This is a genomic window from Thioalkalivibrio sp. ALMg11 (assembly GCF_000377905.1).
GTDB lineage: Bacteria > Pseudomonadota > Gammaproteobacteria > Ectothiorhodospirales > Ectothiorhodospiraceae > Thioalkalivibrio.
In genome coordinates this window covers 359,114-372,819 of the sequence record NZ_KB898872.1, presented here as the reverse complement: position 1 = coordinate 372,819, position 13,706 = coordinate 359,114, and the positions used below count along the sequence as shown (strand labels likewise).

The window sequence follows — 13,706 nt, the reverse complement described above, 5'->3', positions numbered from 1 at the left end:
ATGCTCTCGAGAGTCGCAGAACGCGTGTACTGGATGGCGCGCTACGTTGAGCGTGCCGAGAACACCGCGCGCATGGTCATGGCCTTCAATCTGCTGGCGCTGGACATGCCGAAATCGGTGCAGCTGTCCTGGAAGGGGCTGGTGGACGTCACCGGTAACGAGGCCCTGTTCGACAATCACTATCAGCGCGACGATGAACGCAACTGCGTGAAGTTCCTGCTGGCGGATGCCGACAACCCCAGCTCCATCCTCAACTCCCTGCGCGCTGCGCGCGAGAACGTACGCACCACGCGCGATCTGGTGCCTTCCGAGGCCTGGGAGGTGATGAACGAGCTCTATCTGTTCGCGCGCGACCACATCGACCAGGGTATCGGCAAGCGCGGGCGGTTCGAGTTCCTGTCGGACGTGATCCAGCGCTGCCAGACCCTGACCGGGCTGCTGGCCGGAACCATGAGCCACGATGCCGCCTACGACTTTATCCGCCTGGGACGCAACCTGGAGCGGGCCGACATGGGTACGCGCCAGATCGACGTCGGCGCGCTGCGCCACCTGAAGAAGGATGGCGAGGACCCGGGGCCCTACGAGGGTCTGTTGTGGACCAGCATCCTGCGTTCGGAGAGCGGCTTTCAGATGTATCGCCAGCATGTGAAGCGGCGTATCAACGGCGTGGATGTGGTGCGCTACCTGTTGCAGGACACCGCCTTTCCGCGGTCGGTGACCCACGCCCTGACCCAGGTACAGGACGCGCTGGAAAAACTGCCGAACAACGAACTGCCCCTGCGCCTGGTGATCCAGGGACGCCGTCACGCGGCCGATGCGCACGTGGACGAATTGATCAAGGAAGAGGGCCTGCACGCCTTCATCGACGTGCTGCAGCGGGATATCGGGGATATTCACGGCGCGAACGCCGAGACCTGGTTCCTGGCCTCGCCGGCGCAGGTGCAGACTCAGACTCAGGCGGCGTAGACTCGGCCCGCCACCGCGTTCAGCGGTGCGGCTTTTTCGCCTTGGTCGAGGAAGACCCCGCCGTCTTGCCGGAGCCACGGCTGACGCGCGTCCCGCGCTGCTTGGGTTCGTGGGCGGATTCCCAGTCGAAGCGCGGCAGGTCGGTGAAGGCCTTCTTGATGTTCATGTCCCAGGCCTGGGTGAGCGATCGCAGGTAGTCGTCGTCCGTCTCCAGGCACAGGTAATGGTCGAAGGTCAGGGTGCCGCGCTCGTAGACCATCACCTCGATCGGTGGCCCCACGGTCAGGTTCGAGCGGATGGTCGAATCGATGGAGACCAGGGCACAGCGCGCGGCATCGCCCAGCGGGGTGGTCGGGTCAATGATGCGGTCCAGGATCGGCTTGCCGTATTTGCTCTCGCCGATCTGCAAGAAGCGTGTCTGCTGCGAGGTGGTGATGTAGTTGCCCTGCGGGTAGACCATGAAGATGGCCGGCGCGTCCTGGCCGATCTGGCCGCCGATGATCAGTGTGGCCTCGGCCTTGATGCCGGAGCGGGACAGCGCCTCGGAGTGCTTTTCCGCCTCTTCGCGGTTGAGCCGCCCCAGATAGTCGGCCGCATCCGACATGCGTTCCACGGTTGCCAGGCTCTCGTCGGCACCTTCTTCCATGTCCCGTTTGAGCTGCTGTACCACCGATTGCGTGGTGGCGAGGTTGCCGGCAGCGAGGACCACAAAGACCCGCTGACCCTCGATCTCGAAGGTGTGCATCTTGCTGTAGGTGCTGACCTGGTCGACGCCCGCATTGGTGCGGGAGTCGGAGGCGAAGACGAGACCGTCGTCCAGATCGATGGCGACACAATAGGTCATGGGGACGCGGGTTTCCGGGCAAGGGGGTGACGGCATACTAGGGCTGGGGTCGGGGGGCGTCAACGCGCCGGGCGGATGGTCGCGCCCAGAACATGCATCGAACCGATGCCCTTTTATGACGGTCTCTTGCTCTGTTGAACCCTGCTTTTACTGGAGGCCCCGATGCTTCGGCGCTGGTTTTTGTTCCTGATCATCCTTGGATTTTCCCCCGTAACCGCGAGCGCCGACACACTGGCGTCGGAGGCCCTGATCGAGCGCATGCAGGCGGGTGGGCTGGTGATTTACTGGCGGCATGCGGCCACCGACCGCAGCCAGCGGGACACTGGCCTGTCCGACATGAGCCGTTGCGAGGCGCAGCGCAATCTCGACGACCGCGGGCGCGAGCAGGCTCGTCAGGTGGGCGAGGGCTTCGAGCGCCACGCGATTCCGGTAGAGCGCATCCTGAGCTCGCCCTTCTGCCGCAATGTCGACAGCGCCCGGATCGCCTTCGGCGAAGATTCCTGGGAGGTCCGTGACGACCTGTTCAACGTGCCGCCAGTGCGTGACCGTCAGCGCCAGCAGGAGCTGGTCGAGGCATTGCGGCGCTATCTGGTTACGGCGCCGGAGGATGCCGGGAAGAACGTGGTGATCGTCGGCCACAACATCAATCTTCAGCAGGCCGCCCGGGTTCGCATCGACGAGGGTGAAATCGCCGTGTTCGAGCCCGGCGGCGACTCGCCCCGTGTACTCGGGGTGCTGACGCCCGAGGACTTCGACTGAGCCTCGGGATTCCTTGAGGCACGTGCCCGGTGTGGATGCCGGGCACCGCGGCCGCAGATCGTCTACGCCCAAGGGAAACACCGAATCCATCACCTGCGAGGAGGACGGCATGCGAACTGGGATGCTGGGCGCAATCCTGGGCCTGTTGCTGGTGGCGTTCGCTACCGCGAATGCGGAGACGCTGGCACCGGATGCGCTGATCGAGCGTATGCAGACTGGCGGGCTGGTGGTGTACTGGCGGCATGCGGCGACGGATCGCTCGCATGACGACTACGATCTGTCGGACATGGACGACTGCGAAGGGCAGCGCAATCTCAGCACGCACGGGCGTGAGCAGGCGCGCCAGGTGGGCAAGGGCTTCGAGCATTACGCGATCCCGGTGGAGCAGGTGCTGACCAGCGAGTTCTGCCGCAACTGGGAGACCGCACACTATGCCTTCGATGACTACGAGATTCGGACCGAGCTCTACAATCTGCCGATTATCCAGGATGACGAGCGCCGCGAGGACCTGATCGAAGGCCTGCGGAGGCATCTGAATACTCCGCCCAAGGATCCGAAGAAAAACATCGTCGTTGTGGGCCACGACCTGAACCTGCGCCACGCGGTGGAGGTGGAGATCGAGGAGGCCGAGATGGCGGTGTTCGAGCCACACGCCGACGGCCCGCGTCTGCTGGGCACGCTGAAGCCGGACGATCTCGGTAAGCGCTGAGAGGTGTTTGTTCCGGTCGGTCGCACCCTGGCCCCGCCATGCGGGGCCAGGGCTGGGGTGTGACTAGTAGAGGAAGTCGGGCAGGTGCTTGCGCAGGGTGGTGGCGTCGATGGATTTGGTGATGTTCTTGGCGACCTCGGCAGTGACGTTATGGGCCACGGTCGGGTCCAGCATTTCGCGCAGGGCGCCCAGGAACGAGGGTGCGGCGACGATCACCAATTTCTTGTAGGTGCCGTCGTTATGGGCGGACTTGAGGCGTTCGGCCACCTGACGGGCAAAGCGGTTGCGTTCGTTGGCGGCGGGGTCGGTGCTGTCCTGCATGGCGTGGCGTGCGTCCCCGCTGGCACTGCTCCAGCTGCGCCCGGGACGATCCGAGACGAGATCCTGATTGTGGGCGCGGGATTCGCTGTGCGAGAGCGTCTCGCTCTCGTGCATCCCCTGGCAGGCACGGCCCTCGCAGGTAAAGATGCGGGCTCGTGCGGCGTCGGCGACAACGATCCAGACAGTATCCATGCAGATCCTCCTGTAGCGTATTCGGTGGCCCGACCGGCCGTTTCCGGGCGTACCGGGCCGCTATGGGGCCGGCCCGACAGGCATCGGCCCCGTCTTCGAGTGTAGATGCTTTGCCGGTTCACGGGTGGGGCTTTGCACGACGAAACCAACGTTCCGTGCGGGCGCGCACGGCTTGCCGCGCGGTACCCTGAAGCCTCTCTCGTTCGTGCGCAGTGTTGCCCAAGGAAAAGACCCCATGAGTGTCCTCACCTGGCTGGGTATCCTCGTCTGCCTGTCCCAATCGGCGATTCTGTCCGGGCTCAATCTCGGACTGTTCTCGCGCAGCAAGCTGGAGCTGGAGGTCGAGGCGCAGAAGGGCGACCGGCGCGCGGAGCGCCTTCTGGCCTTGCGCGCCGATGCTAACTTTGCCTTGGTGACCATTCTCTGGGGTAACGTTTCCGTCAACGTGCTGCTGGCGTTGTTGTCTGGCTCGGTGATGGGCGGTGTGGCGGCGTTCCTGTTCTCCACCGTGGTGATCACGATCTTTGCCGAAATCCTGCCGCAGTCCTATTTTTCGCGGCATGCCCTGCGGGTGGCCGGGGCGCTGTATCCACTGCTGCGCTTCTACCAGATCCTGATGTACCCGGTGGCACGGCCCACCGCCTGGGTGCTGGACCGCTGGCTGGGCGGTGAGGAGATTCGCTTCTTCCCCGAGCGCGACCTGCACTACCTGATCGATCTGCACATGCAGGCCCACGGCAGCGAGATCACCCGGGTCGAGGGGCGGGGCGCGCGGAATTTCCTCGAGCTGGACGACATCCTGGTGCAGCACGAGGGCGAGGCGCTGGACCCGGACAGCGTGATCACGCTGGACTTCGAGGCCGGGCGTCCGGTGTTCCCGGGGATCGAGCCCCGTACCGATGATGCGTTCCTGCGCCGACTCAATCGACCGGGTCGAAGCTGGATGGTGGTCAGCGATCCCGAGGGCGAGCCGCGCACGGCTATCCGGGTCGCGGATTTCACCCGCGAGGCGCTGTTTGCGCCGGAGCGGTTCGATCCCCACCATCACTGCCATCACCCGCTGGTCGTGCGTGATGGCAGCCACCGGCTCGGCAGCCTGGTACCCCATTTCCGGGTGCGGCCGGCCAGCAGCGGCGACACGGTGGTTGGGGACGACGTGATCCTGCTGTGGACCGATAGTCAGCGCCGCATATTGAGTGGGTCGGATATCCTTGGGCGCCTCTTGCGCGGTGTCGGCCGGGAGGCCCCCGCGGACACGCCGGCGTCGGTTTGATTGCGATCCCGGGGGGCGAGACGAATGGAGTACAGGATCGTGGGAGGGGCGGGGATGGCCCCATACCTGGAGGATGTTGCACGCCTGCGCATCGCAGTGTTCCGCGAGTGGCCGTATCTCTACGACGGCAGCGCGGAGTACGAAGAGCGGTATCTGCAGGACTACGTGGACTGCCCGGACAGTACGTTGGTACTCGCGCTGGAAGGTGATCGCGTCGTGGGGGCCTCCACTGCGCTGCCGCTGGCCGCGGCCGAGGCGGAGTTCCAGGCCCCGTTCCTTGAGCAGGGACTGGACCCGGCGGCGTATTACTACCTGGCGGAATCGGTGCTGGAGCTGGACTTCCGCGGCCAGGGCGCGGGGCATCGGTTCTTCGACGAGCGCGAGGCGGCGGCGCGGCGCCTGGGCTTTGCCCATGCCACCTTCTGCGCGGTGGTGCGCCCGGATGATCACCCGAGACGCCCGGCCTGTTACCGGCCCTTGGACGGGTTCTGGGAAAAGCGCGGCTACCGTCGCGCCGAGGGGCTGGTCGGCCACTTCCCGTGGCCGGATATCGGCGCGAGGCAGGAGAGCCTCAAGCCATTGCAGTTCTGGTGCCGCCGGCTCTGACACAAAGCCGGCATCCAGCCCGGAGTCGATCTACGTTTTCGAGTCGTCGCCGCCCCGGTCGTTATCGTTAAGCAACCCAGCCAGTCCGGCAAAGGGGTTGTGGGTGGCCGAGTTGGTACCCGCCGTCTGGCCGCTGCCCGGGGTGGCGTCGGTGTAGCGCTGGTGTTCGTTGTCGTGGCAGTACAGGCACAGCAGCTCCCAGTTGCTGCCGTCGGATGGATTATTGTCGTGGTTGTGGTCGCGGTGGTGCACGGTCAGCTCGCGCAGGTTGACGCGGGTGAATTCGCGCGCGCAGCGTCCGCACACCCACGGATACATCTTCAACGCTTGCTCGCGGTAGCCCTGTTCCCGTTCCGCCTGATCGCGGCGGCTGCGGGCAACCAGGTCGTCGAGGCGGTTGGGGGTCGAGTGGCTCATGGGGCGTTCTCCGAAGGTTGGCTGGGTCCACCGTAGCGCCAGCGCGCGGTGGTGGCCAGAGAAACCCGGGTCAGTCCTTTTCGCGCAGGTGCTGCGCCAGGGCGGCGGGCGAGCGTTCGTGGCCCGAGGGCAGGCCCCCTGCGGGGGCTCGCAGCCAGGCGGCGATGTCCTCGAAGGTGGTTTCGGCCCCGGTATACCGGGTCAGCATGTGATAACCCTCGGGGTAGAGCGCCGCCCGATGGTCATCGGATTCCTGGGCGGTCAGGGCCTCCAGCAGGCGCGCCAGGGGCTGGGGCGGCACCAGATCGTCGCGCGCCCCGTACAGCGTCAGGCTCGGTGGGGGCAAAGCCGGGCCCGCCTCCAGCGCGCGGGTCATCAGGGTGGTCAGGCCGTCCAGCGCATCGATGCGGGCATCACGCAGCACCAGCGGGTCGTCGCGCATCTGTTGCAGTACGGCGGGGTCATCGGTGGGGTGGATGTCGAGATCGGCGGCCATCTCGCCGTCCAGACGCCAGCCGGGCGCCAGGCGCGCTCCCAGCCACAGGCCGAAGCGCTGATACCAGGGCATGTCGCCGCGGCTCCAGACCGCCGGGGCGATCAGGACCGTGCCGGCCACCAGCGGCGATGCACCCCCGGAATCGGCTGTGTCCGCCACGGCCAGTAGCGCGACGGCTCCCCCCATGCTCTTGCCGATCAGGTAGGGCGTCTGGTCGGGGTAGCGCTCCTGCAGCAGCCGGAGCGCGGTGCGGGCGTCCTCGACCATCAGACGGTGACCGGACCAGTAGCCGACGTTGCGCGTGGCCCCGAAGCCGCGCTGGTCATAGGCATACACCGCAATGTCGTGCCCGGCCAGCGCCTCGCCCAGCGCCTGCATGCTGCCGCCGTGGTCGTTGAAGCCGTGCAGGGCCAGCACAACCCGCTCGGCGGTGTCCGGCCCCCAGCGGTGCAGCGGCAGCCGGTCGCCATCGGCTGTGTCGATGACCTCGGGGGTCATCATTGGCGCGCGGGTCTCGTCGCCGGAGGGGCTGGGTACCGTCCCGGCACAGCCGGCGAGCGCTAGCGCGAGTGCCGTCGCCAGCAGACGCAAGGCCCTGCTAACGGGCATCGGACTCGTCGTCGCCCCCGTCGGCCGTGGCCTGGGCGCTGGGCGGGAACAGGAATTCGCCCGGACGTTCGCGCAGGTGGTGGCCGTAGGCGCGAAACACGCGGCCAAAGGTCCCGATGCGCACGCCACGGGCACGCAGGGCAACGTACAACGCGAGCCCGAAGCTGACCCACAGGTTGACCGCCCCGATCAGCAGCACGAACACCAGGAACAGCACGAACATGCCCAGCCCGGGCGCCTCGCTGGCGGTGACATAGCCGAGGTTGGCCGAGGCAAAGGCCACGTGCTGGATGTCCAGCGGCAGGTTCAGCAGGTAGCCGATATAGCCGGTCACCCCCAGCAGCACACCGAACAGGAAGTTGCCGATCAGTGCACCGTAGTTGTGGCCGATCCAGTCGGCCAGACGGTGGCGCGCACCGGTCGGCAGCAACCGGCGCAGCAGCGGATGCTCACGCAGGCGGCCGGGCAGGTCGAGATAGGCGCAACGGTTGTCGAAGAAGCCCGCGATCAGGCCGGAGACGAACAGCCAGACCCCGGCGATCGCGGCAAAGAACAGTGCCAGGCCCATGATCGGGTGCAGCCCGTCCACCAGGTAGTCGACCTCGTGATCGGACAGGACCGGGGCGTTGAACAGACCGGCCGCGAACAGGCCGATCAGGATGGCGGTCGGCAGCGCGATGCCCACGTTGCCGAGGACCGCAGCGAACTGCGAACGGCCCACCCGCATCAGGAGATCCGCCATGGTTCGTGGATCGGCTGTGCCGCGTTCGCTTTCCTCGATGGCGGCGGCCAGACGCGCGGCGGTCATGGCCGGCTGCTTGGTGGCCACGGTGAAATGCAGGATGTGGATCAGTACGAAGCCGAGGCCGTAGTTCAGGCTCACCCACAGGGTGTTGATCGCGTGGGACAGCCCGAGGGATTCGATCTGGATCTTGATCAGGGCCATGACCGCGATGATTAGCCCGGCGCCGGCCCCGGAGCGCAGCATCTGGAAGTATTCGCCGCGCGACTGCGTGATGTAGTGCTCGCCGGTGTCGCTGACTTGCTGGGTGATGCTGCGTGAGACCAGCTTGATGTTGTCCTGCCACAGCGCGCGTACGCCGTGCTGGCGGGCGCTGATGGTGATGAGTTCGCGGAACACCCCGACCGAGGCGGCGCGCGTGTCGCGATCCGTGTCAGGCTCCAGCAGATCGAGCAGCTTGTGAATGCGCCCGAGGGTCTGGTCCAGCCGTTCCAGCAGGTGGGTCAGCGACAGGCTGTTGCCATGGGTGATGGCCAGCTGGCGCAGGCGCGCGATCTGTTCACTGCACTGCTCCAGCAGCACCCGGGCATGGCGGTCGTCCATGCGCTCGTGGTTGGGGTCTTCCAGGGCGGCGCGATAGTCGCGCACATAGGCGGAGATCTCGCGCTCCTGGGCAACAAAGGCCGAGTTGTGCTCGGCGATCGACGGGTCCAGGCGCAGCAGTTCCGGTTCCAGCTCCTCCGCGGCTACCCAGATCGACAGCATCTCCAGGGCGTAGAGGACCTCCTCGCGGGCCCGCTGCAGAACCCCCGGGTGCTCGCCGGACAGGCAGCCCAGGGATTCGAGAAAGCGCCACCAGGCATCGTCCGGAAGGGACGCGACCCAGATGGCGTCATCGGTCTGGTGAAAGACGTGATAAAGCACGTCTTTCAGGTCGCGCCGGTCCATCGGGCGAGGATTGATCCGCTCGTAGATCAGTTCCGCCGCCTCGCGGAAGAACCCCTTGCGCGAGAACAGCCCGATCCCGGTGTACAGCGTCAGATGCCGGGCATCCTCCAGTCCGTCCTCCAGGCGTTCGCGCAGCCGCTCCTGCAGGCGGGGGTTCTCCGCCAGGGCCAGATTCAGTTGCTCGATGCGGGAGATCACCGGCGCGACATTGCGCGGGTCCTCCGGGCGCAGCCAGTCGACGATCCGGCGCAGGGTTTCGGCCAGATCGAGATCGGCGTCTTCCACGCTGGCGAGGAGGTGTTCCGCATCCTGCTTCGGCATGACAATCCCTGTGGCTGCGGGGGTGGCGTTGCATTATACGAGCGTCTCCCGGGGACGTGTGGCCGCCCGAAGGCCGGCCCGTTAAGGCACTCAACGTTGAGCTTGGGACGCGCTGCGTTCACAATATGTCCTCCAATTCTCCCGCGTGTGCCCGCGAGCCCGCCATTTCGAGGCGGCTTGCATGAGGCGTGCGCGAATTCCCGCGCGGGTTCGGGCCGCGACGTGCGGGAACCATGGGCCTCGGGCCCTGGCCCAGAGCGAATCGATGATCCAGCTGCGCACCTACGTCTACATGGATTCCCTCCAGCCGCAGCTGGCGGAATACATGGCTACGGTCTCCCAGGGCTTCCTGCCCGTTCCGGGGGACTCCTGCCTGTGGGTGGAGGTGTCCCCGGGGATGGCGGTGCACCGCCTGACCGACGTGGCACTGAAGGCGACCAACGTGCACCTCGCGCAGCAGGTGGTGGAGCGTGAATTCGGCTCCATGGTGATCCACCACCGCGACCAGAGCGACGTGCAGGAGGCCGGGCGCGTGCTGCTGGCGCGCCTGGGTGCCAGCCAGACCGATCGCCAGCCCTGCCGCATCCCGTGGCAGGAGACCATCCGCGGGATGACCCCGGATCACACCGTGCTGATCAACCGCCAGAATCGTCGCGGCAACATGATCCTGCCGGAACAGAGCATGTTCATCCTCGAGGCGGAGCCGGCCGGGTACATCATCTACGCCGCGAACCAGGCGCTGAAGGCCGCCAACGTCTCGCTGATCGACGTCCGTGCGGTGGGTGCCTTTGGCCGTCTGACCCTGGCCGGCAGAGAGGGCGATGTGGACGAGGCCGCGCGCGCGGCGATCCACGCCCTGCACAACCCCGCCGGGACCTGAGATGCATCGCGCCCAGCTGCTGGACCTGCTCGCCCGGCACCAGACGACCTTCATCGAGGAGGCCGGTTACGTCCGCCGTGCCCTGGAGTTCGTCAGCGAGCACCCGGACTGCTTCCACTGCGATCTCCTGCCCGCGCATGTAACCGGTTCCGCCTGGGTGGTCAGCCCCGACCGCGAACGGGCATTGCTGCTGCTGCACGGCAAGCATCACCGCTGGTTCCAGCCCGGCGGGCATGCCGATGGCCAGGCCGACATCCTGCAGGTGGCCCTGCGCGAGACCCACGAAGAGACCGGGCTCGCCCCCGAGCAGATCCGGCTGGTGGAGGAGGATGTCTTCGATCTCGACATCCACACCATCCCGGCCAGCCCGCATTTCCCGATGCACGAGCACATCGACGTGCGCTTCCTGCTGGAGATCGACGACCGCCTGCCGGTGCCCGGCAGCCACGAGTCGCACGATATCCTCTGGGTGCCGCTGCAGCACGTCTCGCGCTACAACAACTGCCGCTCCCTCTGGCGCATGGTGGAAAAGACCCGCCGTCTGCGCACCTACCAGCACACCCACCTGCGCTGATCCTGCCCTGGCTTCGGCGCTTCCGTGCGCCGTTCCCGCGAACGCGAGTGGGCGCTATAGTCGCGGTCGGTTCCCCTTGAGGTCCCGTCTCGATGACCATCCTGCCGCGTTTGGCCTTGCTGCTGTCTTTGCTGCTCCTGTTCTCGCCAGCGGGTGCCGGCGAGGTGGAATCGCACACCGTCACGGTGACCGATCCCGCCGGCGTGGACCTGGAGGTCACCGTGTACCCGGCCGCCGGCGATCGAGTCTACCTCTGGCTGCTGCCGCAGGCGGGCGAACACGCCAACCATGCGCGCCTCGGCCGCGAGCTGGCTGCGATGGGTGTCGAGGTCTGGCAGGTCGATCTGCTGGATGCCCATTTCCTCCCGCGCACCAACGAGAGCATGCGCAGCCTGGATGGCGTGAGCGTGGCGGCGCTACTGCGCACGGCGCACGAGCAGACCGGCAAGCAGGTGATGCTGGTGGCCTCGGGCCGTCCGGCGATCACCGCCCTGCGCGGCATGCGCCAGTGGCAGGAGGACGACCCCGAGCAGGCCTATGTGCTCGGAGCGGCGCTGGCCTTCCCCAACCTGATGGTCGACACACCGGTGGCGGGGGCGCCCGCCGAGTTCGTGGATGTCGTGCGCGCCACCAATCTTCCAGTCTTCCTGCTGCAGCCTACTCAGGGTGTCTATCGCTGGCACCTGGACGACATCCTGGCCGACCTGCGCCGGGGCGGTAGCCCGGTGTTCGTGCAGATGGTCCCGGAGGTGCGCGACTTTTACTATCTGCGCCGTTCGGCCCCCGACCCGGAGGAGCAGGCCGCGGCCGAGCGCCTGCCCGCGCAGTTGCTGCAGGCGGGCCGTCTGCTGGCCAGCGTCCCGCGCGCGCTGGCGGCCGCGCCCATGCCCGAGGCGGCCCGCGACGTCGAGGCCGGCCGCGGCCTGGTGGAGCGCGATCACCCGCCGCCGGTCGCGGACTTCACGCTCACCGACCATCTGGGCGATGAGCAGTCGCTGTCCCACTACGACGGTCAGGTGGTACTGCTGAACTTCTGGGCCAGCTGGTGCCCGCCCTGCGTGCACGAGATCCCGTCGATGAACCGCATGGCCGAGACTCTGGGCGAGGGCTTCGCCATCGTGTCGGTCAACTATCAGGAAAGCGCCGAACACATCACGGCCTTCATGGAAGAGGTGCAGGTCGATTTCCCGGTCCTGATGGACTTCGACGGCCGGGTGGCCGCCGACTGGCGCGTGTTCGCCTTCCCCAGCTCCTTCATCCTCGGCCGCGACGGCCGTGTGCGTTATTCGGTCAACAGCGCCATTGAATGGGACGACCGCGACGTTATCGCCATCGTCGAGGCCCTGATGGCGGAGCCGGAGTAGTCGGCAGGCTGGCTGGCGCAGTGACCGCCGGTTCGCCACCCATCCCGTCATTGCAAGCGCAGCGAAGCAATCCGCCAGACAAGGGCGCAGCCCCACCAGATTGCTTCGCTGCGTTCGCAATGACGCGGTAGATGTTCTCTTGGGCTAGTCGTCGGTCTCGCCCTCAACGATGGTCAGGCCGAAGGCGTGCCACATCTGCATGCCGCCGCGGTACCACTTGATGCGCTCGGCGGGGTAGCCGAGATTGGTCAGGGTGCGGATGTTGGTGGGTGACTGGCCGCACCAGGGGCCGTTGCAGAACAGCACCAGGGTCTTCGCCCGGCTGAAGTCGTAGAAGTCGCCGTCGAAGATTGCGCCGAAGTCTTCGGTCAGCACGTTGCGCACGTCGTCCGGGTCCGCGCCGGAGGCAAAGTGCAGGCGGTCCCAGGGGATGTTGACGGCGCCGGGGATGGTGCCGCGGCGGTATTCGCGCGGGGTGCGCGAATCGATGATCACCAGGTCGTCGTGCTCCGTGGTCTGCTGGAGGTAGTCGATGAACTCCAGCTCGCCCAGGGTCTCAACGCCGGGCCCAAGGCTCATCGGCTGGATACAGAACGGCGGGCAGGGTCGCGCGATCTGCGCGTAGTCGAGGTCGATGGTTGCGAAGGTATCCTGGTCGCGGGTCACCGTTACCAGTTCGTCGCCGTGGCGCACCTCGAACTCGGCCATGTCGGTGGTGATGCCGACCTCTGTTTCCGCGAATGCCGGTGCGGTCAGCAACAGGACCGTGGCTGCGAGCAGGCCCGATCGGATTCGGTGTATTGCATTGGGTGCTTTCATGGGAGTCTCCGCTACGTCTCTCATACCTCGAACGTAGTCTCGAACTGCGGCGCTTGCGCCAAATAACGCCTGCCCGCGTGGGCATTTCCTGACCCGGCAAGGTGCTGCACGAGGGGGCGCGCGATCCATCAGGCGGTGGGATGACCGCTGAGGTACGGATGCCTCGGTATTCGGGGAGTAGTGCAGGTCTGGTAGGGTGCGCGCTCGTTCGCGCGGGGCAGGTGCGCGCAGGATTTCGTCCAGAGGAAGGAAGGTGTTTGTGTTGCGAGGATTGCGTACGTTTTGGGTGGCCGGCATTGCGCTGGTGGCCACCGGGTGTTCCATCACCCAGTCGATCGAGCCACTGGATGCCGTGGATGTCAGCCTGGTCTGCGTGCTCGACAACCCCGACATCCACATGGCGGGATTTCAGCCTGAGTTGCGCGAACTGATCGAGCAACGCGGCATCCGCACGGATGTCTATTCCGGTTCCCGCCCTGCACGGTGCTCGCATTACCTGGAACACACTGCGAACTGGAAGTGGGATCTGGCAATGTACCTCTCGTACGCCGATCTTCGCGTCTATGACGCCCAGGGCCTGGCGGGGCAGGCCACCTACGATGCCCGCAGCGGTAGCGGGCGGATGGACAAGTTCGGGCCGACCCGAGAGAAGCTGGCGCCGCTAGTGGACGAGCTGTTTGCGCAAGTGAATGCCGTGGAGTTGATCCGCGGAGGCGAACAGGCGGATCAGGGAGGCGTTGAAGACTCCGACGGCCGTTCGGTCGAGGCGCGGCTGGAAGAGCTGGATCGCTTGCACGACCGGGGGCTGATTACCGAAGCGGCCTACGAAGAGCGCCTGCGCGCCATCCTGGCGGATCTTTAGCACG

The 13,706-nt window shown here is 66.4% G+C and carries 15 protein-coding genes; 9 read left to right on the top strand and 6 right to left on the bottom strand.

Annotated features, from left to right (window positions below):
- Positions 1–966 (top strand): alpha-E domain-containing protein, encoded by a 966-nt coding sequence (locus tag D578_RS0104430; protein WP_042798339.1) that lies wholly within the window; start codon positions 1–3, stop codon positions 964–966.
- A gap of 19 nt (positions 967–985) precedes the next feature.
- Here D578_RS0104430 and D578_RS0104425 read toward each other — a convergent pair whose 3' ends face one another.
- Entirely contained in the window at positions 986–1,810 is an 825-nt protein-coding gene (locus D578_RS0104425; protein ID WP_018948771.1) for a proteasome-type protease, read from the bottom strand.
- A 162-nt stretch (positions 1,811–1,972) separates the two neighbouring features.
- Here D578_RS0104425 and D578_RS0104420 point away from each other — a divergent pair, with 162 nt between their 5' ends.
- Together D578_RS0104420 and D578_RS0104415 are read left to right on the top strand one after the other, a co-directional pair.
- The gene (locus D578_RS0104420; RefSeq protein WP_018948770.1) at positions 1,973–2,569 is read left to right on the top strand and encodes a histidine phosphatase family protein; all 597 of its coding nucleotides are present in this window, start codon (positions 1,973–1,975) and stop codon (positions 2,567–2,569) included.
- A gap of 109 nt (positions 2,570–2,678) precedes the next feature.
- The gene (locus D578_RS0104415; RefSeq protein WP_026289172.1) at positions 2,679–3,278 is read left to right on the top strand and encodes a histidine phosphatase family protein; all 600 of its coding nucleotides are present in this window, start codon (positions 2,679–2,681) and stop codon (positions 3,276–3,278) included.
- A 63-nt stretch (positions 3,279–3,341) separates the two neighbouring features.
- Here D578_RS0104415 and D578_RS0104410 read toward each other — a convergent pair whose 3' ends face one another.
- Positions 3,342–3,791: a host attachment protein gene (locus D578_RS0104410; protein ID WP_018948768.1), complete on the bottom strand. Its 450-nt coding sequence runs from the start codon at positions 3,789–3,791 to the stop codon at positions 3,342–3,344.
- Between the two features lie 235 nt (positions 3,792–4,026).
- On the opposite strand from D578_RS0104410, the gene D578_RS0104405 reads away from it, so the two are divergent.
- Positions 4,027–5,064 carry a DUF21 domain-containing protein gene (locus D578_RS0104405; RefSeq protein WP_018948767.1) on the top strand — a complete coding sequence of 346 codons (1,038 nt, stop codon included), beginning with the start codon at positions 4,027–4,029 and terminating at the stop codon, positions 5,062–5,064.
- Positions 5,065–5,088: 24 nt separating this feature from the next.
- Positions 5,089–5,670 carry a GNAT family N-acetyltransferase gene (locus D578_RS0104400; RefSeq protein WP_026289171.1) on the top strand — a complete coding sequence of 194 codons (582 nt, stop codon included), beginning with the start codon at positions 5,089–5,091 and terminating at the stop codon, positions 5,668–5,670.
- A gap of 30 nt (positions 5,671–5,700) precedes the next feature.
- Here D578_RS0104400 and D578_RS0104395 read toward each other — a convergent pair whose 3' ends face one another.
- The 3 genes from D578_RS0104395 to D578_RS0104385 all read right to left on the bottom strand — a co-directional run bounded on the left by D578_RS0104395 (position 5,701) and on the right by D578_RS0104385 (position 9,203).
- Entirely contained in the window at positions 5,701–6,087 is a 387-nt protein-coding gene (locus tag D578_RS0104395; RefSeq protein ID WP_018948765.1) for a YajD family HNH nuclease, read from the bottom strand.
- Between the two features lie 70 nt (positions 6,088–6,157).
- Positions 6,158–7,192 (bottom strand): alpha/beta fold hydrolase, encoded by a 1,035-nt coding sequence (locus D578_RS0104390; protein WP_026289170.1) that lies wholly within the window; start codon positions 7,190–7,192, stop codon positions 6,158–6,160.
- Entirely contained in the window at positions 7,182–9,203 is a 2,022-nt protein-coding gene (locus D578_RS0104385; RefSeq protein WP_018948763.1) for a site-specific recombinase, read from the bottom strand. The genes D578_RS0104390 and D578_RS0104385 overlap by 11 nt, the downstream gene beginning before the upstream one ends.
- Positions 9,204–9,468: 265 nt before the next feature.
- On the opposite strand from D578_RS0104385, the gene D578_RS0104380 reads away from it, so the two are divergent.
- From D578_RS0104380 to D578_RS0104370, 3 genes are all read left to right on the top strand, one after another.
- Positions 9,469–10,083 carry a BMC domain-containing protein gene (locus D578_RS0104380; protein WP_018948762.1) on the top strand — a complete coding sequence of 205 codons (615 nt, stop codon included), beginning with the start codon at positions 9,469–9,471 and terminating at the stop codon, positions 10,081–10,083.
- A 1-nt stretch (position 10,084) separates the two neighbouring features.
- Entirely contained in the window at positions 10,085–10,657 is a 573-nt protein-coding gene (locus D578_RS0104375; protein ID WP_018948761.1) for an NUDIX hydrolase, read from the top strand.
- Between the two features lie 92 nt (positions 10,658–10,749).
- Positions 10,750–12,021, top strand: a complete 1,272-nt coding sequence (locus tag D578_RS0104370) for a TlpA disulfide reductase family protein (protein ID WP_018948760.1) — start codon at positions 10,750–10,752, stop codon at positions 12,019–12,021.
- A gap of 144 nt (positions 12,022–12,165) precedes the next feature.
- Here the strand turns inward: D578_RS0104370 and D578_RS0104365 are convergent, their stop codons facing one another.
- On the bottom strand, positions 12,166–12,864 hold the full coding sequence (locus tag D578_RS0104365) for a rhodanese-like domain-containing protein (protein WP_196800656.1): 699 nt from the start codon (positions 12,862–12,864) through the stop codon (positions 12,166–12,168).
- 235 nt (positions 12,865–13,099) lie between these two features.
- Between D578_RS0104365 and D578_RS0104360 the strand changes: the two genes are divergently transcribed.
- Complete coding sequence (locus D578_RS0104360) at positions 13,100–13,702, top strand: Sbal_3080 family lipoprotein (protein WP_231364056.1); 603 nt, start codon at positions 13,100–13,102, stop codon at positions 13,700–13,702.
- Positions 13,703–13,706: the final 4 nt, after the last annotated feature.

What these genes read in the sequence shown, in the direction of transcription:
- D578_RS0104430 (WP_042798339.1), top strand. Translation starts at nt 1, where the DNA reads ATGCTCTCGAGAGTCGCAGAACGCGTGTACTGGATGGCGCGCTACGTT.
- D578_RS0104425 (WP_018948771.1), bottom strand. Translation starts at nt 1,810, where the DNA reads ATGACCTATTGTGTCGCCATCGATCTGGACGACGGTCTCGTCTTCGCC.
- D578_RS0104420 (WP_018948770.1), top strand. Translation starts at nt 1,973, where the DNA reads ATGCTTCGGCGCTGGTTTTTGTTCCTGATCATCCTTGGATTTTCCCCC.
- D578_RS0104415 (WP_026289172.1), top strand. Translation starts at nt 2,679, where the DNA reads ATGCGAACTGGGATGCTGGGCGCAATCCTGGGCCTGTTGCTGGTGGCG.
- D578_RS0104410 (WP_018948768.1), bottom strand. Translation starts at nt 3,791, where the DNA reads ATGGATACTGTCTGGATCGTTGTCGCCGACGCCGCACGAGCCCGCATC.
- D578_RS0104405 (WP_018948767.1), top strand. Translation starts at nt 4,027, where the DNA reads ATGAGTGTCCTCACCTGGCTGGGTATCCTCGTCTGCCTGTCCCAATCG.
- D578_RS0104400 (WP_026289171.1), top strand. Translation starts at nt 5,089, where the DNA reads ATGGAGTACAGGATCGTGGGAGGGGCGGGGATGGCCCCATACCTGGAG.
- D578_RS0104395 (WP_018948765.1), bottom strand. Translation starts at nt 6,087, where the DNA reads ATGAGCCACTCGACCCCCAACCGCCTCGACGACCTGGTTGCCCGCAGC.
- D578_RS0104390 (WP_026289170.1), bottom strand. Translation starts at nt 7,192, where the DNA reads ATGCCCGTTAGCAGGGCCTTGCGTCTGCTGGCGACGGCACTCGCGCTA.
- D578_RS0104385 (WP_018948763.1), bottom strand. Translation starts at nt 9,203, where the DNA reads ATGCCGAAGCAGGATGCGGAACACCTCCTCGCCAGCGTGGAAGACGCC.
- D578_RS0104380 (WP_018948762.1), top strand. Translation starts at nt 9,469, where the DNA reads ATGATCCAGCTGCGCACCTACGTCTACATGGATTCCCTCCAGCCGCAG.
- D578_RS0104375 (WP_018948761.1), top strand. Translation starts at nt 10,085, where the DNA reads ATGCATCGCGCCCAGCTGCTGGACCTGCTCGCCCGGCACCAGACGACC.
- D578_RS0104370 (WP_018948760.1), top strand. Translation starts at nt 10,750, where the DNA reads ATGACCATCCTGCCGCGTTTGGCCTTGCTGCTGTCTTTGCTGCTCCTG.
- D578_RS0104365 (WP_196800656.1), bottom strand. Translation starts at nt 12,864, where the DNA reads ATGAGAGACGTAGCGGAGACTCCCATGAAAGCACCCAATGCAATACAC.